Origin of the sequence: Chthonomonas sp., assembly GCF_035294505.1 — a bacterium.
In the GTDB taxonomy this organism is placed as follows: Bacteria; Armatimonadota; Chthonomonadetes; order Chthonomonadales; family Chthonomonadaceae; genus Chthonomonas.
The window spans coordinates 1-16,320 of record NZ_DATGKU010000211.1; the positions used below are offsets into that span (position 1 = coordinate 1).

Sequence of the window (16,320 nt, forward strand, 5' to 3'; positions counted from 1 at the left end):
GAAACGGATGGCTATACGGCCATTCAAGTGGGGTTTGGAGAGGCGCACGAGCGCCACATCAACCGCCCTCTCAAGGGACACTTTCAGCGCGCCGGCGTATCCCCTTTGCGCTATCTGCGCGAGATACGAACGGACGATATCGGCGAGTACAAGGTGGGCGATAGCATCCGGTGCGACATCTTTCGTCCCGGCATGCGGGTGAAGGTTACCGGTATCTCAAAGGGAAAAGGTTTTCAAGGGGTTGTGAAGCGCTTCCATTTTCATGGGGCCGATATGACCCACGGTTCGATGATCCACCGAAAACCGCAGTCGAGTGGGGCTACCGATGCGGCTCGTACCTTCAAAGGAACCAAGAAGCCGGGACATATGGGAGCCAAACAGGTGACGGTGCGCGGACTGCAGGTTGTACGCGTGGATGTGGATAGAAATCTCATTTTCATAAAAGGCGCGGTGCCGGGTGCGGAAGGAGAGCTTGTCCGCATCCAGCGACTGCCGATCCGATAGGAAGGGAGAGTAAAGAGATGGCATCAGTACCCTTATACAATATGGAAGGTAAAGAGGTAGGTTCTCTATCTCTCCCTGATTCGATATTCGATGTGGAGTTTCGGGCCGCGTTGGTGCATCAGGTAGTTGTGGCCGAGGAGGCCAACCAGCGCCTAGGCACCCATGATACGAAGCAACGCTCTGAGGTGCGTGGGGGTGGAAGGAAGCCCTGGCGACAAAAGGGAACCGGTCGGGCACGCCAAGGCTCGATCCGCGCCCCCCACTGGCGCGGCGGTGGCGTCGTTTTCGGTCCACACCCGCGCGACTACCGGAAGGATTTGCCGGTGAAAATGCGGCGTAGCGCCATGCGCTCGGCGCTTTCGGCTAAGGTGCGCGATGGGGCGGTGATAGGGCTGGAGAAGTTGGCCTTCGATGCCATCAAAACGAAACAGGCAACAGCCCTTCTGGCGGCGCTTGGGCTTCAGTCGGAACGCCGTGTACTTATCATACTGCCGGAGTACGATAAAACGGTGCTGCTGAGCACGCGCAACCTGCCGACGGTAACGTTGCGCTACGCACCTAACTTTTCGGTTCGCGATGTAATGGTAGCTCACAAGATCGTGTTGGTGGCCGATGCGGTAGAAAAAATTGCGGCGGTTTGGGCGCCGGAGGAGAGTAAAGAGGAGGTGGCGGCAGCATGAGAGACCCACATGAGATTATTGAACGTCCTCTCTTAACCGAGAAGACCAACGCACAGGCCGGGCTCAATAAGTACCACTTTCGAGTACGGCTGGATGCCAACAAATTCGAGATCGCTTGGGCTATTCAAACCATCTACGCACACCAGGGGGTGAAGGTGCTCTCCGTAAACACCATGCGGGTTAAAGGCAAAAAGCGCCGTGCACTGGTGCGCGGAGGCAAGCCGGGCTATAGCCCGACATGGAAAAAGGCCATTGTAACGACGGATCGTCCTCTCACGCTGTTTGAGGGGGTCTAATTCTTGAGAATGAGAGAGAAACATGCCCATTCGTAAGCATAAACCAATAACGCCGGGAAGACGATGGCGGGCAACGCCAACCTATTCGGAGCTGACGCGCGCCGAGGGAAAGAATCAACCCGTTGAGCCATATAAGCCGCTTCTCGAACCTCTTAAGAAGAGCGGAGGGCGCAATAACAAAGGGCGCATTACATCGCGGTTCCGTGGTGGCGGCAATAAACGGATGTACCGCATTATTGACTTTAAGCGCGATAAGCTCGATGTGCCGGGCAAGGTGCTGACCATCGAGTACGACCCGAATCGTACGTGCCGTATCTCGCTGGTTGAATATGAGGATGGTGAAAAACGCTACATCCTAACTCCTCTCGGATTGAAAGAAGGAGACACGGTTATTTCAAGCGATACGGCCGATATTCGTCCCGGCAATGCGTTGCCCTTGAAGGCTATTCCCGTTGGAACTACCATTCACAATATTGAGCTTTACCCAGGTCGAGGCGGCCAACTGGTGCGCTCGGCCGGGACTGGGGCGCAGCTGATGGCAAAAGAGGGCAAGTATGCCCAAGTGCGCCTGCCTTCAGGAGAAACGCGACTCATTCGGCTCGACTGCCGCGCCACCGTGGGGCAGGTGGGTAACCCAGAGCATGAGAACATTTCGTTGGGCAAGGCAGGGGCCACGCGTTGGCGAGGCCGAAGAGGTCACGTGCGCGGGGTGGCCATGACCCCACGGGATCACCCGCATGGGGGTGGCGAGGCGCAAAGCCCGGTTGGGCGTAAGAAGGGGCCAGCCTCTCCTTGGGGCAAACCGGCTTTGGGACGAAAAACACGACGGAATAAGGCGACCGATAAGTACATCGTACGCCGACGCGACCAAAAGTAAAGGAGGAGCGATATGGGACGTTCTCTGAAAAAAGGGCCTTATGCCGACCCGAAGCTTTTGGAAAAGGTGCGGGCGATGAACGCGCGCGGGGAGAAACGGGCTATTAAAACTTGGTCGCGGCGTTCCACCATCTTTCCCGAGTTTATCGGGCATACTTTCTTGGTGCACGATGGGCGAAAACACGTTCCCATCTTTGTAACCGAAAACATGGTAGGCCATAAGCTCGGCGAGTTTGCCCCAACCCGCACCTTTCGAGGCCATGCCGGACAGCAAGTAGAACGACGTACGGGTATTAAGTAACGGGAAGGATAGCGAATATGGCGGAAGATAAGGATGCGGATATCCTGGAGCGCCCCAAAACGCACCGGGAAAACCGCAAGAAGAACCAGCCAAGAAGGGTGGCGAAGAACCAGGCCATGGCGGTGGCCAAGTTCGTTCGGGTGCCACCGCGCAAAGCGCGCCTGGTTATAGATGAGATTCGCGGCCTCTATGTGCAAGAAGCACTGGCCTTTTTGAACTTCGTGCCGAACAGAGCGGCCGGTTTCATTCACCGCGTGCTAACTTCTGCGGTGGCGAACGCCGTGAACAACCACTCGTTGGATGTGGAACGCCTGAAGGTGGTGTCGGCCCGCGTAGATGAGGGGCCGCGCATTAAGCGTATCCATCCGCGGGCACAGGGACGGGTCTATCGCATTCTGCATCGTACCAGCCACATCACGATTGTGGTGGAGGAGGGCGAGCCGAAGCCAAGGCGAGTTCGCCGAGCCTCTCGCTCGCGCGCAGAGGCTGCACGGGCTGCGCGTGCCACAAAGGTGGCCGAAGCGACACCCACATCGGCTCCTGTAGCCGCAGAGGCCGTAACCTCTGAGACCGGCCAAGAGGAGCTGCCCATCGTGGAGGAGCCACAGACTGCGGTGGAAACCGCAGGGGAAGAGACGGCTGACGAGCCGACTACCGTAGGCGAGTCGGCATCATCTGAAGCGAACAACAAAGAAGAAAGCTGATTCTGCGAGAAGGGAAGAGAACTTGGGACAAAAGGTTCACCCCATCGGGTTTCGTATCGGTGTTATCCGAGAGCCGGATAGCAAGTGGTACCTGCCGAAGCGCGGCTTTGCCGAGGCGATTTATGAGGACTACCTCATACGCCGCTATGTAAAAGAGCACTTGCCGAATGCGGCGGTATCGCGTGTGGAGATCGAACGGGCAGGTAATCGCATAAAGATAACACTGCACACGGCAAAACCCGGCGTGATCATCGGCAAGAGCGGGAAGGGTGCAGAGGAGCTGCGTGCCGCGCTTGAAAAGGTCATCAAGAAGCCGCTGTTGCCCATCAGCGTGCAGGAGATACCTCATGCCGATCTCGACGCACAGTTGGTAGCCGAATCGATCGCGATGCAGATATCCAAACGCATCGCCTACAAGCGGGCTATGCGTCAGGCTGTATTGCGCGCGATGAAATTGGGAGCCAAGGGCATCCGTGTGATGTGCTCGGGGCGACTGGCAGGCGCCGAAATGGCCCGACGCGAGCAAGACCGGCAAGGAAAAATTCCGCTTCAAACGCTACGCGCCGATATAGACTACGGTTTTGCCGAAGCGCCAACGACCTATGGAAATATCGGCGTGAAGGTTTGGATATATAAAGGCGATGTTCTGCCCGGCCAACCGCGTCAGTCGGAGCTTCCGTCCACGCGCCAAACCCGCTATGAAGGACGTGCCGAGCGTGCCGAGCGCGCCGGCTCCCGCAGTGGGCGCTCTCGGCGATCTGCACGGCGCGGCTCTCGTCCGCGACCCACCGCTTCTAACGGCTCTTAAAAACGATCCTAGGCGAAAAGCCTTACGGCGGCGCAGGCTTCCGAATAAGGAAGCACTGCGCCGCCTTATGGAGGAGAAATAGATAATGTTAATGCCAAAACGCACAAAATATCGCAAGCAACAGCGAGGCACTATGGCCGGAAAGGCCACACGAGGCAATACGGTGGCCTTCGGGGAGTATGGCCTGCAGGCGCTGGAGCCGTGCTGGCTGACGGCCAACCAGATTGAGGCCGCCCGTATCGCCATGAACCGCTACATACGGCGCCAAGGCAAAATCTGGATCCGAGTCTTTCCGGATAAGCCTTTTACCAAAAAACCGGCCGAGACCCGCATGGGTTCTGGAAAGGGAGCCCCGGAAGGATGGGTTGCCGTGGTAAAGCCGGGACGCATCCTCTTCGAGATGGGGGGCGTGCCCGAAGAGGTGGCCAAAGAGGCCATGCGTCTGGCCTCGCATAAGTTGCCGATTGATGTGAAGTTTGTGCGACGGATAGACCAAGAGCAGGCTAAAACCTCAGGGCAGAGCGCCGCTGAGGTGGCCGCAACCGCCGCAGAGGAGGCGAACAATGGCTGAGTTAAAGCTGAAAGAGATACGCCGCCAACTGCGCGAGATGAGTGACGAGGACTTACGCAAGGAGATAGCAGCAAATAGGGCTGCACTCTACGATATGCGGCGTCAGAACGCACTGCATCAACTAAAAGACACGGCGGCCATCCGCAAAGCGCGCCGCCAAATTGCACGAGCGCTAACCATTCTGCGCGAGCGTGAGCTTGCGCGCGAACGGGAGGGAAAGAAGTAAAATGGCAGACGAGCAGATGCAGCAGCCTACGGCGCCGCCCCAGAGAGGACGGCGCAAGGTTCGCCAAGGGAAGGTTGTAAGCAACAAAATGGATAAAACAGTGGTGGTGGCCGTGGAACGCCGTGTGCGCCACCCCCTTTACGGAAAAATCGTTCGCAAAACCACCAAATTTAAAGCGCACGATGAAGAGAACTCCTGCAATGAGGGCGATATCGTGGAGATTATGGAGACACGCCCGCTCTCGAAAGAGAAATGTTGGCGGGTCGTGCGCATTCTAGAGAGGGCGAAGTAACCATGATACAGCCGTATACGCGACTAAAATGCGCCGATAACTCTGGGGCGCGTGAGATAATGTGTGTGCGTATATTAAAAGGTTCTAACGCACGCTATGCCCATGTGGGCGACATCATTGTGGGCGTGGTAAAATCGGCGACGCCCAACCAGGCCGTGAAAAAGAGCGACGTGGTAAAATGCGTGGTCGTGCGAACCAAACAGCCCATACGTCGCCCCGACGGCTCCGTGCTGCGATTTGATGATAACGCGGCGGTGGTCATCCAAAACAATCTCGAACCACGGGGAACGCGAATCTTCGGCCCTGTGGCACGGGAGCTGCGTGATCGTGACTTCATGAAGATCATCTCGTTGGCGCCGGAGGTGCTTTAAAGATGGAAAAGCTGAAGCGCGCAATACCCGAAAAGCCGGTTAAGTTGCGCATTAAGAAAGGCGATACCGTAGAGGTGATCTCCGGCAAAGATAAAGGCCGCCGTGGTGAGGTGATTCAGGCCTTTCCGAAGTTGAATAAGGTAAAGGTGAAGGGAGTAAACATTATTACCCGACACCGCAAAGAGCGCGTGCGACGGGGGGCTGACCCGAACGATCCAGCCCGCGTTATCCCCGGTGGCCGTATCGAAGAGGAGGCCCCGCTTTATGCCTCTAAGGTCATGCTGGTGTGCCCAAACTGCAACCGGCCAACACGCGTGGGCTATGCCTACCGCGAGGGGGAGGCCAAGCCGGCACGAAGAAAATATCGTGTTTGCAAACATCCCGATTGCGGGAAAGAGATCGGGTAGTCCAAAATAAGCACAGACCGGTCGGAAATCGGTCAAGAGAGGTAAGAGAATGGCTCGACTGAAAGAACGCTATCGTAAAGAGGTGGTGCCGGCCCTGATGAAGGCGTTCGGCTATCGCAATGTGATGCAGGTGCCCAAGCTCGAAAAGATCGTGATCAATATGGGGGTAGGACGTGCTGGCCAAACGGGTGGGCAGTATGCATCCGAGCTAGATGGAGCCGTGCGCGACATGGCCGCAATTTCCGGGCAGAAGCCGGTGGTTACGTTGGCCCGCAAATCCATCGCGAACTTCAAGATACGTGCAGGCGCCAAAGTGGGGTGTAAGGTAACCCTCCGAGGTGATAGGATGTACGAGTTTTTGGATCGCCTGGTGAATGTGGCCTTGCCTCGCATTCGGGACTTTCAAGGGGTCTCACCCAACGCGTTCGATGGGCGTGGCAACTTTGCCATGGGGATTAAAGAGCAGTTGGTCTTTCCGGAAATAGATTACGATAAGATAGATAAGGTGCGCGGTATGGATATAATTATCTGCACCACCGCTCGCACCGATGAGGAGGCAAGAGCGCTGCTTAGGGAACTTGGCATGCCGTTCCGCTCGCGCTAAAAGGCGTCATGCCCTTTGTTGCAGGTGCCAATGTGAGAAAGAAGGCAGGAATTTGCCTTAAGATGCATAAATATCTCCCTTGCAAGCATACCCGGGAGATGAAAGACCGCGCTTTCAGCGTTTTCGGAAGGACATCTCCCAAAGGCTGATGAAGGTTCCATCAGCCTGCCAATATCCTAATCTTTGGTGGAGATCAGTCCATGAAGAGCTACAGTATCGAGGCGATACGTAATGTGGGTCTGTTTGGTCATCAGGGGAGTGGTAAGACGTCGCTGGCGGAGGCTCTGCTCTATACCACAGGAGCCATAGATAGGCTTGGGCGTGTAGACGATGGCACGGCCACGTGCGATTTCGATCCGGAAGAGCAGAGGCGACATATCAGCATCAATGTCGCATTGGCACCCTGCGAGTGGCACGGCACCAAGATCAATTTTGTAGACGCGCCGGGCTATCTCGACTTTGTCGGCGAGGTCGGAAGTGCGCTCGATGTGGTGGAGGCGGCGATCCTGGTAACCCCGGCACAGGGAACGCCGGAGGTCGGCTTCGAGATCGCCTGGGAGATGGCGGCAAACCGCAACTTGCCGCGTGCCGTGTTTGTGAACAAAATGGATCGGGAGAATGCCGATTACCAAGCGGTGGTAACAGCACTGCGCCAACGCTACGGCAATACCATCGCGCCTTTGCAACTGCCGATAGGAAGTGCAACCTCTTTTCAAGGAGTTATTGACCTTGTGGAGATGAAGGCCTTCATCGGTAGCGGCAAAGAGGTGATCTGTGTGGAGATACCTGAGGAGTATAAAGAAGAGGCCGCCCGATACCGTGAGTTGCTCGTCGAATCGGCAGCTGAGGGAGACGACGAACTGATTGAAAAGTTTTTAAGCGGCGAAGAACTTACCCATGATGAGGTAGTGCGTGGCCTTCATGAGGGGATTGACGCCGGCAAAGTGGTGCCCGTGCTCTGTGGCTCGGCCTTGAAAGACATAGGAATGACCGATCTGCTCGATATTATCGTGCACGAGTTTCCGAACCCCTTGGAGTTCGGAGCCGTGCACGGTAAGAACCCACAGACCGGTGCAGAGGAGGTACGCGAAGCTTCCGAGAACGCGCCGTTGGCCGCTCTGGTGTTTAAGACCATTGCCGATCCCTTTTTGGGGACTCTGAGCTATTTCCGCGTGAAGTCGGGCGTCATCAAAATGGGCAGCACCGTGCTGAATGCCAACCGAGGTAAAGAGGAGCGGGTTGGGCAGCTCTACTTCGTCCGTGGCAAAAACCAGGAGCCGACATCGGAGATAAAAGCCGGAGATATCGGGGTGACGGCCAAGCTCGCCGATACGCGTACCGGAGATACCTTATGCGACCCGGCAAAGCCGATCGTGCTTGATCATACGCCGTTTCCGGAGCCGGTGTTTGAGCAGGCCATAGTGGCTAAGTCGAAGGTTGATGAAGATAAAATGGGGCCGGCGCTCCAACGAGTGGCGGTGGCCGACCCGGCATTCCGCTACTATCGTGACCCGGAAACCGGTCAAACGGTGATTGCCGGTGCCGGTGAGACACACCTGGCGATCGTGGTGGAGCGGCTCAAGAAGTTCGGAGCCAATGTAGAGATCGTGGAGCGCAAAGTGCCCTATCGGGAGACCATTAAGGCCAAAGCGGAAGGGCAAGGCAAACATAAGAAGCAGACGGGAGGCCGTGGCCAGTATGGCGACTGTTGGATACGGCTCGAACCCAACCCGGGCGGTGGCATCGAGTTTGTGGACGCCATTGTAGGAGGTGTGATACCGCGCCAGTTTATTCCGGCTGTGGAGAAGGGAATTCGACAGGCCGCGGAAACGGGAGTGCTGGCAGGCTACCCTGTGGTAGATTTTAAGGTGACCTGCTACGACGGGTCGTATCATGAGGTAGACTCGTCGGAGGCCGCCTTCATTATGGCCGGTATTCTGGCGTTCAACAATGTGGCCCCAAAGGCCAATCCGGTGCTGCTGGAACCTATCCTCAATGTGGAGGTGATCGTGCCCAACGAGATGATGGGCGACGTGATGAGCGATCTCTCCACGCGCAGAGGCCGGATTTTGGGCAACGAAAGCCTCGGCAATGGGCGCATGTTGCTGCGGGCGCAGGTGCCTCAGGCGGAGATGCTACGTTATGCCATAGACCTGCGTTCGATAACGCGAGGGCATGGCACCTTCTCGACCTCGTTTTCGCACTATGAGGAGGTGCCGGCGCATATCGCGCAGGCTATCATCACGAAACATAAACAGGAGACGGCACACGCCGGTTAAGGAGCGACAAGAAGGATCGGGCTGGAGCTTCTAGCCCGATCCGCATCGCGAACCACAAGAAGGAGCGCGAGGCAAGGGAGACCTTGCAGATTCTTGGCACAGAGTAGCGATACTTTGTGACAAGGGCGAGACGTTCGCCCTGAAAACCTAGATAGAAGGAGCAAAAATGGCAAAGAAAGCGTTAATTGAAAAGGCGAAGAGAAAGCCGAAGTTCGCCGTGCGTGCCTACACACGCTGCAGCATTTGCGGCAGGCCCCGGGCGGTATTTCGCAAGTTCGGACTATGCCGCATCTGTTTGCGAGAGAGGGCACTGCGCGGGGAGATTCCCGGAATCCGAAAGGCGAGTTGGTAGGAGGAGACCATGGCTTATACAACCGACCCTATCGCCGATCTGTTAACTCGGATTCGCAATGCCAACAAGGCCGAGCATGAGAGTGTGGAGATTTCGGCTTCGCGTTTGAAGCAGGAGATCGTGCGCATTCTGCACGAAGAGGGTTTCATTAAAGGGTATGAGGTGATCGAACAGACGCCTCAAAACAAGATCAGAGTCTATCTGAAATATGGCCCACGCCGTGAGAAGGTCATCACCAACTTGAAGCGAATCAGCAAGCCCGGGCGTCGGGTCTACTGCAAGAAGGACGAGGTGCCGCGTGTTTTGCGCGGCTTGGGGATAGCGATTATCTCCACATCGCATGGTGTAATGACCGATAGAGAAGCGCGTCGCCGCGGTGTCGGTGGCGAAGTTATTTGCTACGTATACTAAGAAGGAGTTGAAGCGATGTCACGAATCGGTAAACGACCTATTGTGCTACCTGCTGGAGTCAGCGTTACCCAAGATGCGCAGGGAGTGGTTACCGTGAAAGGGCCGAAAGGAACCCTCCAAAGAGCGCTTCACCCTGCCATCAAGGTGGTGCAAGAGGGCAACACCGTGCGTGTGGAGCGCCCGACCGATGAGGGGAAAAGCACCGACCGCAGTGAGAACTTTCGTGCCCTCCATGGGCTAAGCCGCACCCTTGTGGCCAACATGGTGGAAGGCGTAACGAAGGGGTTTGAGAAGCAGCTTGAGATCCAAGGCGTTGGTTTTCGCGCTGCCGTGCAGGGTAAGGTGTTGCAACTGAATGTGGGATATTCCCACGCGATTGAGGTGCTGCCGCGCGAGGGGATTGATTTTAGCGTTACCACCGACCCCCAAACGCGTAACCCGGTGATTGTGGTAAGCGGTATAGACAAGGAGCGCGTAGGCCAAACGGCAGCAGAGATACGCCGCCTGCGCGAACCGGAGCCTTACAAAGGGAAAGGCATTCGCTACAAGGGTGAGGTGATTCGCCTTAAACAGGGTAAGTCTGGCAAGCGGGGTGCCAAAGGGAAAAAGTAGGCGTGTTTGGAGTATAATAACGGACTGCGCCTTCCTTTGGCGTTGTGGGCCTACGAAGCCCTCAGAAAAGATACCATGAAGAGCGTCGGGTCGGAAATCCGACGTGGGAGAAGAGAAATGCGACCTGATTTGAAAGAGAGCCTAAGAAAGCGACGTCATCGGCGGGTTCGGGCGAAGATATTCGGTACGGCAGAGCGCCCTCGGCTCAACGTATCCCGCAGCCTACAGCACATTTACGCTCAATTGATTGATGATACTGTGGGGCATACACTGGTCTGTGCCTCTACGGTAGACAAGGCACTGCGCTCAACCCTCAAAACAGGGGGTAACGTAGAGGCCGCCAAGGCGGTAGGGAAGCTGTTGGCCGAGCGTGCGCAGGAAAAAGGCATCACTGCAGTGGTTTTCGATAGAGGTGGATACAAGTATCATGGCCGTGTCCGCGCCCTAGCCGAGGCGGCGCGAGAGGGCGGGCTTAGATTTTAGGAGAGGATATCCGTGTTAACCACAAAGATAGACCCTGACAAGCTGAATTTAGAGGAGCGCGTCGTTCGCACCAACAAATGCCAAAAAACCAAAAAAGGAGGGCGTACCCTCAGCTGGAGCGCCTTGGTGGTTGTTGGTGACGGCAATGGGCATGTAGGGGCCGGCTTGGGGAAGGCTCGTGCCATCCCCGATGCGATTCGTAAGGGAGTGGAGGCCGCCAAGAAAAACATTATCTACGTGCCCATTGTGAACCATACCTTGCCGCACGAAATCATCGTAAAAGAAGGGGCCGCCGAGGTGTTACTCAAGCCGGCCTCTGATGGTACAGGCATTGTGGCCGGCAGCAGCATTCGCGTTATTCTGGAACTGGCGGGAGTACGCAACGCCCTGGCCAAATCGCTCGGTTCGTCTAATGCCATCAACATCTGCTGGGCTACCATGAAAGCGTTGAAGCAGATGAAACGCCCGGATGAAGTGGCCACCATGCGAGACACCTCGTTGCACACCCTGATGCCATGGGCAGCGCCTGCTGAGGAGGAGAGCACGGCAAATGAAGAGCAGTAAACTGCGCATTACCCTTCGACGTAGTCCCATCGGCTATGAAAAATCGCAGGGGTTGACGTTGCGGGCCTTAGGGTTGCGGCATCTTCATCAAACGGTGGAAAAAGCCGATACACCGGCCATTCGTGGGATGATCAACAAAGTTGTTCATCTGGTGACGGTGGAGACGACAAATGAAGAAGGAGCAAAAGGGAAGTAACGATGGCCATCGGATTGCATACACTGGCACCGGCAGAAGGGGCAACACATCGGCGAAAGCGACTCGGCCGCGGAATCGGTTCCGGGCATGGAAAAACCTGCGGACGTGGGACAAAGGGAAACAAAGCCCGTGACCAGATCAAGCCCAATTTTGAAGGCGGGCAGACCCCATTACATCGGCGATTACCACAAAAACGCGGTTTCAAGCCGGTGAATAAAAAACTCTATTCTGTCGTAAATCTATATATACTGGAAGAGCACTTCTCCGATGGGGCTGAAGTAACCCCAGAGGTCTTAATGCAGCTTGGGTTTGTGCGAGAGCTGCACGATGGCCTTAAGATTCTCGGTGAGGGCAACCTAACGAAGAAACTCACCGTGCGTGCTCACCAGTTCAGCGAGCGCGCCCAAAAAGCCATTGAGGCGGCCGGAGGCAAGGTTGAGGTTTTGCCGCCATTAGCGAGGTAATGTTATGATCGAGGCACTGCAGAGAGCTTGGGAAATACCGGAACTGAGGCGCCGTATCCGCTTCTTAATGCTAATGTTTCTTATCTATGCCTTTGGGGCGTTCATTCCCATCCCCGGTATAGATTTACGTAACGCCGCAAACGGTTTCGCGGGCAACGGCGCTGCCAGTAACGTTTTTAACCTTATTAACATCTTTACCGGAGGCTCTCTGCGCCGTGGCTCGGTTTTTGCGATGGGCATTACCCCCTACATTAATGCCTCCATCCTTTTTCAGATGCTCACCGTGGCCTTCCCGGCGCTCGATGCCCTTCAGAAAGAGGGGGAAGCCGGTAGAAAGCAGATCGCCAGATATACCCGGTGGACAACGATTGGCCTCTCCATTCTGCAGGCCTTCGGTGTGATCGTTCTCTTTAAATCCTTCGGCATCAACATCGGGTTGTTCTCGCTGGAGAGCTTTTTGGCGATAACCTCCATGGTAGCCGGCTCCATGTTCCTGCTGTGGTTAGGTGAGCAGGTAACCGAGAAGGGGGTTGGTAACGGGGTTTCTCTGGTCATCTTCGCCGGGATTTTGTTGAACCTGCCTCAGCAAGTAAGCAATATGGTTCAAGAGATCGAGAGCGGAACCGCCTCCTGGTTCAATCTGTTGTTGCTTCTTGCGCTTTTTTACCTCACCGTGCTTGGGGTCGTGTATTTGGTGCAGGGGACGCGCCGAATACCCGTACAACACAACAAGCGCGTTATCGGTATGCGCCAAATACAGGCCGGAGGCGGAGCCTACCTGCCGATCAAAGTGAATACGGCAGGGGTCATGCCCATCATCTTCGCCATTTCGCTGTTGTTGCTGCCGGCAACCTTAGCCAGTTCGCTGAAGGCGCTCCTTTCGCACAATACAACGGGCTTCTTGGGGTTTTTCTATCACTTTGCCGACTGGTTAACACCCCTTGCCAACAAGCTCAGCCCCGGAGCCAGCTCGATAGCGGCCGTTTTCTATGCGCTTTTAACCATTTTCTTCACCTACTTCTACACGGCCATCGTGTTGAACGTGGAGGACATGGCCGAAAACCTGAAGAAGTATGGAAGCTACATCCCCGGTATTCGCCCCGGCAAACCAACGTTTGAGTATCTCGATGGGGTCGTATCGCGAATCACGTTGGCAGGGGCTGTCTTCCTGGCTGTTATCGCGCTGTTGCCCTATCTTGTGCCGGTTATTACCCACTTCTACTCCTTCTCCCTTATTGGAGGGACTTCCCTTCTGATCGTCGTTGGGGTAGCCATCGAGACGCTACAGGCCATCGAGGCGCAGCTTCTGCTTCGCAACTACGAAGGTTTCATCAAGAGCAGCGCTAAGTAGGAGAAGGCTTCTGTGCTTGCGGCTTCGCGACTATGGGGAACGGGACGTTATGTTAAGGCGTACCCACAAAGGTGCGGTGGGGAATGATTATTGTGCTCTTAGGGCCTCCTGGCGTCGGCAAGGGAACGCAGGGGGTGCGTATTTCTCAGCACTTTGGTATTCCCGCAATCTCTACCGGGGCGATGTTTCGTGAAGCCATTGCCAAAGGAACTCCTCTGGGAAAAGAGATTCAAAAATACCACATCGAAAAGGGGGAGTATGTGCCCGACGATGTGGTCATTCGCGCCATAGAGGAGCGTATTACGGAGGCGGACTGCGCCAACGGTTTTCTGCTCGACGGGTTTCCCCGCACGGTGACCCAAGCGGAAGCGCTTACACAGCTGCTTGAACAGCAAGGGCGCCAACTGACGGCGGTTTTAGATTTCGAGGCACCTCAAGAGCTGCTGATACGCCGTTTTAGCGGGCGACGCGAGTGCCCAAACGATGGTTCGACCTACAACCTTGAAACGAACCCGCCGCACCGACCCGGCCATTGCGACCTTTGTGGTGCGCCCCTTGTGATGCGAGAGGATGATCGGCCCGAGGTGGTACAACGCCGTCTTGAGGCCTATAAAGAGAAAACGGCCCCGCTTATAGACTACTATCGGGATAGAGGGGTGCTCTATAGTGTCGATGCCGATGCCGACCCAGACGTTGTATTTGAACGGGTGCTGACTCTGTTGAACCGATTGCGCGGCGAGGCCGGTGAGGAGATGCGATGATACGCTTAAAAACACCGGAGGAGATAGAACGAATACGTGCTGCAGGGAAATTAGCACGGAAAGTGATTGATGTGGTACGTGAGGCGGCCGAGCCGGGAATGACTACGGGCGAACTCGAAGAGATCGCGATTCGTATCATTACCGAGCAGGGTGGGCGCTCTCCTTGTTTGGGCTACGCTCCGCCGGGGCATCCTCCTTATCCGGCGTGGACGTGCATCTCGGTGAATGAAGAGATCGTGCATGCCATCCCCGGCAGCAGGGTGCTGAAAGCGGGAGATATCGTGACCATAGACTGCTGTGTTGAGTTAAACGGATACATTGCCGACACAGCCTACACGTTTGGGGTTGGCCCGCTAGCTCCTCAGGCCGAGAGGTTGCTAAAGGTGACGGAGGAGGCGCTCTACAAAGGGATTGAGAAGGCCAAGCCGGGAAACCGGCTTGGAGACATCGGGCATGCAATACAAAAGTTCGTTGAAGGGCACGGCTATTCTGTGGTGCGCGAGCTACACGGACACGGGGTGGGGCTGCGCATGCACGAGTCGGAAATAGATGTGCCTAACTATGGGCGACCTGGAACAGGTCTGCGCCTGGAGTGTGGAATGACGTTTGCCATTGAGCCGATGGTGAACATGGGGTGTAAGGAGATACGCACCCTTGACGATGGATGGACGGTGGTGACGGCGGATGGCAAGCTATCGGCTCATTTTGAACATACGGTAGCGATCGTGCCCCACGGGGCAGAGATACTGACACAGGGCTAATTCTCTGTGGACTGGAGAGTGCATGCAGACACCTAGAAAAAAAGGAACATCGAGAGGCTCTAAGGGAGGCGGCGGACGCCCCACCGGTGGGCATATGTCGTCGGGAGGGGCGCGTAAACCGGCGCCGGAGACGCCCAAAGAAGAGGGCATTAAAGTCGAGGGCGTAGTCACGGAGGTGCTACCAAACGCCATGTTCCGCGTGGAGATACCTGTAGGCGAGCAAAAACGCTACATCTTGGCCTATATCTCCGGTCGAATGCGCCGCAATGAGATACGCATTTTGCCGGGGGATAGGGTTTTGGTGGAGCTATCGCCCTACGATCTGGAACGTGGTCGCATAACGCACCGCTGGAAGTAGAGGCCCTAGAGCTTTTTTCACAAAAGAGCGCGTACCACAACACATTTTTCTTGGGTTTTGGGGTATACTTTAACGCTCAAACTCCAGAAGGAGGTTAAGCGTATGAAAGTACGCGCGTCTGTCAAAAAGATATGTAACAAGTGTAAAGTCATCAAACGCGAAGGAGTGGTTCGCGTTATCTGTGTTAATCCGAAACATAAACAGCGTCAGGGTTAAGGATCGGGTAGGAACCGGTCTGTCCGAGGAGGAGTAGCTTGGCACGTATTGCGGGTGTGGATTTACCACGTGATAAACGAATCGAATATGCGCTGCCTTATATTTATGGGATCGGTTTGCCGAGCGCGAAGAAGATCGTGGCGCAGGCGGGGATCGATCCATCGCGTCGTGTTCGTGACCTTACCGAGGCCGAGCTAGGGCGCCTGCGTGAGATCATCGAGCGGGAATACCGGGTGGAGGGCGACCTTCGACGTGAGGTTCAGTTGAACATCCGGCGACTGATGGAGATACAGTGCTATCGAGGCTTGCGCCATCGGCGCGGGTTGCCGGTGCGGGGCCAGCGTACCAAAACCAATGCCCGTACCCGCAAAGGAAAACGGCGCACGGTTGCCGGTAAGAAAAAGGCGAAGAAGTAGGAGCGACTTTGTATGGCAAATAAGCAGACGGCTACACGAAGTGGACGTGCTCGAGCGAAAGAGAAGAAGAACGTCGTTCAGGGCATCGCCCATATCCAGGCCACTTTTAATAACACGTTAGTCACGCTGACCGATATGCAAGGCAACACCGTTTCCTGGGCGAGCGCCGGCACGGTGGGTTTTAAAGGCACACGCAAAGGAACCCCTTTTGCGGCCCAAGTGGCTGCGGAACGGGCTGCGCGTGCCGCCATGGAGCATGGGATGCGGCAGGTGGAAGTTTATGTGAAGGGGCCGGGGCCAGGCCGCGAGACGGCCATCCGTTCCTTAATGGCTGCTGGGCTTGAAATCACTTTAATTAAAGACGTTACCCCACTGCCTCATAACGGGTGCCGTCCTCCAAAGCGACGACGTATCTGAGGCGAATCGAAGGAGTGTTTTAGAGGGACTATGGCAAAT

The 16,320-nt window shown here is 55.9% G+C and carries 28 protein-coding genes; all 28 read left to right on the top strand.

Features of this window, described 5'->3' with window-relative positions; all coding sequences use genetic code 11:
* On the top strand, positions 1-504 hold a 504-nt coding region (gene rplC, locus VKV18_RS13010), incomplete at its 5' end, for a 50S ribosomal protein L3 (RefSeq protein ID WP_324204628.1).
* Positions 505-521: 17 nt separating this feature from the next.
* On the top strand, positions 522-1,184 hold the full coding sequence (gene rplD, locus VKV18_RS13015; RefSeq protein ID WP_324204629.1) for a 50S ribosomal protein L4: 663 nt from the start codon (positions 522-524) through the stop codon (positions 1,182-1,184).
* The gene (gene rplW, locus VKV18_RS13020; protein WP_324201598.1) at positions 1,181-1,480 is read left to right on the top strand and encodes a 50S ribosomal protein L23; all 300 of its coding nucleotides are present in this window, start codon (positions 1,181-1,183) and stop codon (positions 1,478-1,480) included. The genes rplD and rplW overlap by 4 nt, the downstream gene beginning before the upstream one ends.
* Before the next feature lie 22 nt (positions 1,481-1,502).
* Positions 1,503-2,357 carry a 50S ribosomal protein L2 gene (gene rplB, locus VKV18_RS13025; protein ID WP_324204630.1) on the top strand — a complete coding sequence of 285 codons (855 nt, stop codon included), beginning with the start codon at positions 1,503-1,505 and terminating at the stop codon, positions 2,355-2,357.
* A 12-nt stretch (positions 2,358-2,369) separates the two neighbouring features.
* Positions 2,370-2,657, top strand: coding sequence for a 30S ribosomal protein S19 (gene rpsS, locus VKV18_RS13030; protein ID WP_016484155.1), 288 nt, complete (start codon positions 2,370-2,372; stop codon positions 2,655-2,657).
* A gap of 17 nt (positions 2,658-2,674) precedes the next feature.
* A complete protein-coding gene (gene rplV, locus VKV18_RS15860) occupies positions 2,675-3,361 on the top strand; it encodes a 50S ribosomal protein L22 (protein ID WP_345786419.1) in 687 nt (228 codons plus the stop codon).
* Between the two features lie 22 nt (positions 3,362-3,383).
* A complete protein-coding gene (rpsC, locus tag VKV18_RS13040; RefSeq protein WP_345786420.1) occupies positions 3,384-4,169 on the top strand; it encodes a 30S ribosomal protein S3 in 786 nt (261 codons plus the stop codon).
* Between the two features lie 85 nt (positions 4,170-4,254).
* A complete protein-coding gene (rplP, locus tag VKV18_RS13045) occupies positions 4,255-4,740 on the top strand; it encodes a 50S ribosomal protein L16 (protein ID WP_324204631.1) in 486 nt (161 codons plus the stop codon).
* Entirely contained in the window at positions 4,733-4,966 is a 234-nt protein-coding gene (rpmC, locus tag VKV18_RS13050) for a 50S ribosomal protein L29 (protein ID WP_016484159.1), read from the top strand. Before rplP ends, rpmC begins: the two co-directional genes overlap by 8 nt.
* A gap of 1 nt (position 4,967) precedes the next feature.
* Positions 4,968-5,258, top strand: coding sequence for a 30S ribosomal protein S17 (gene rpsQ / locus VKV18_RS13055; RefSeq protein ID WP_343217370.1), 291 nt, complete (start codon positions 4,968-4,970; stop codon positions 5,256-5,258).
* 2 nt (positions 5,259-5,260) lie between these two features.
* On the top strand, positions 5,261-5,629 hold the full coding sequence (rplN, locus tag VKV18_RS13060; protein WP_324204632.1) for a 50S ribosomal protein L14: 369 nt from the start codon (positions 5,261-5,263) through the stop codon (positions 5,627-5,629).
* A 2-nt stretch (positions 5,630-5,631) separates the two neighbouring features.
* Complete coding sequence (gene rplX / locus VKV18_RS13065; RefSeq protein WP_343217371.1) at positions 5,632-6,036, top strand: 50S ribosomal protein L24; 405 nt, start codon at positions 5,632-5,634, stop codon at positions 6,034-6,036.
* A gap of 49 nt (positions 6,037-6,085) precedes the next feature.
* Positions 6,086-6,640 carry a 50S ribosomal protein L5 gene (gene rplE / locus VKV18_RS13070; RefSeq protein ID WP_324204633.1) on the top strand — a complete coding sequence of 185 codons (555 nt, stop codon included), beginning with the start codon at positions 6,086-6,088 and terminating at the stop codon, positions 6,638-6,640.
* A 200-nt stretch (positions 6,641-6,840) separates the two neighbouring features.
* The gene (fusA, locus tag VKV18_RS13075) at positions 6,841-8,919 is read left to right on the top strand and encodes an elongation factor G (protein WP_324204634.1); all 2,079 of its coding nucleotides are present in this window, start codon (positions 6,841-6,843) and stop codon (positions 8,917-8,919) included.
* Positions 8,920-9,085: 166 nt separating this feature from the next.
* A complete protein-coding gene (locus VKV18_RS13080; RefSeq protein ID WP_324204635.1) occupies positions 9,086-9,271 on the top strand; it encodes a type Z 30S ribosomal protein S14 in 186 nt (61 codons plus the stop codon).
* Between the two features lie 9 nt (positions 9,272-9,280).
* Positions 9,281-9,682 (top strand): 30S ribosomal protein S8, encoded by a 402-nt coding sequence (gene rpsH / locus VKV18_RS13085; protein WP_324204636.1) that lies wholly within the window; start codon positions 9,281-9,283, stop codon positions 9,680-9,682.
* 15 nt (positions 9,683-9,697) lie between these two features.
* Positions 9,698-10,294: a 50S ribosomal protein L6 gene (rplF, locus tag VKV18_RS13090; RefSeq protein ID WP_324204637.1), complete on the top strand. Its 597-nt coding sequence runs from the start codon at positions 9,698-9,700 to the stop codon at positions 10,292-10,294.
* A 117-nt stretch (positions 10,295-10,411) separates the two neighbouring features.
* The gene (gene rplR / locus VKV18_RS13095) at positions 10,412-10,777 is read left to right on the top strand and encodes a 50S ribosomal protein L18 (RefSeq protein ID WP_324204638.1); all 366 of its coding nucleotides are present in this window, start codon (positions 10,412-10,414) and stop codon (positions 10,775-10,777) included.
* Between the two features lie 12 nt (positions 10,778-10,789).
* A complete protein-coding gene (gene rpsE, locus VKV18_RS13100; protein WP_324204639.1) occupies positions 10,790-11,341 on the top strand; it encodes a 30S ribosomal protein S5 in 552 nt (183 codons plus the stop codon).
* Complete coding sequence (gene rpmD / locus VKV18_RS13105; protein ID WP_324204640.1) at positions 11,328-11,537, top strand: 50S ribosomal protein L30; 210 nt, start codon at positions 11,328-11,330, stop codon at positions 11,535-11,537. Before rpsE ends, rpmD begins: the two co-directional genes overlap by 14 nt.
* A gap of 8 nt (positions 11,538-11,545) precedes the next feature.
* The gene (gene rplO / locus VKV18_RS13110) at positions 11,546-12,001 is read left to right on the top strand and encodes a 50S ribosomal protein L15 (protein WP_324204644.1); all 456 of its coding nucleotides are present in this window, start codon (positions 11,546-11,548) and stop codon (positions 11,999-12,001) included.
* 4 nt (positions 12,002-12,005) lie between these two features.
* Positions 12,006-13,352 carry a preprotein translocase subunit SecY gene (gene secY, locus VKV18_RS13115; RefSeq protein ID WP_324204641.1) on the top strand — a complete coding sequence of 449 codons (1,347 nt, stop codon included), beginning with the start codon at positions 12,006-12,008 and terminating at the stop codon, positions 13,350-13,352.
* Between the two features lie 83 nt (positions 13,353-13,435).
* On the top strand, positions 13,436-14,113 hold the full coding sequence (locus VKV18_RS13120) for an adenylate kinase (RefSeq protein WP_324204642.1): 678 nt from the start codon (positions 13,436-13,438) through the stop codon (positions 14,111-14,113).
* Positions 14,110-14,874 (top strand): type I methionyl aminopeptidase, encoded by a 765-nt coding sequence (gene map / locus VKV18_RS13125; protein WP_324204643.1) that lies wholly within the window; start codon positions 14,110-14,112, stop codon positions 14,872-14,874. The genes VKV18_RS13120 and map overlap by 4 nt, the downstream gene beginning before the upstream one ends.
* A gap of 94 nt (positions 14,875-14,968) precedes the next feature.
* Positions 14,969-15,232: a translation initiation factor IF-1 gene (gene infA, locus VKV18_RS13130; RefSeq protein WP_324204645.1), complete on the top strand. Its 264-nt coding sequence runs from the start codon at positions 14,969-14,971 to the stop codon at positions 15,230-15,232.
* 102 nt (positions 15,233-15,334) lie between these two features.
* On the top strand, positions 15,335-15,448 hold the full coding sequence (gene rpmJ, locus VKV18_RS13135; protein ID WP_016484176.1) for a 50S ribosomal protein L36: 114 nt from the start codon (positions 15,335-15,337) through the stop codon (positions 15,446-15,448).
* A 38-nt stretch (positions 15,449-15,486) separates the two neighbouring features.
* Positions 15,487-15,864, top strand: coding sequence for a 30S ribosomal protein S13 (gene rpsM, locus VKV18_RS13140; protein WP_016484177.1), 378 nt, complete (start codon positions 15,487-15,489; stop codon positions 15,862-15,864).
* A 12-nt stretch (positions 15,865-15,876) separates the two neighbouring features.
* Positions 15,877-16,281 carry a 30S ribosomal protein S11 gene (gene rpsK / locus VKV18_RS13145; RefSeq protein ID WP_324201613.1) on the top strand — a complete coding sequence of 135 codons (405 nt, stop codon included), beginning with the start codon at positions 15,877-15,879 and terminating at the stop codon, positions 16,279-16,281.
* Positions 16,282-16,320 lie beyond the last annotated feature (39 nt).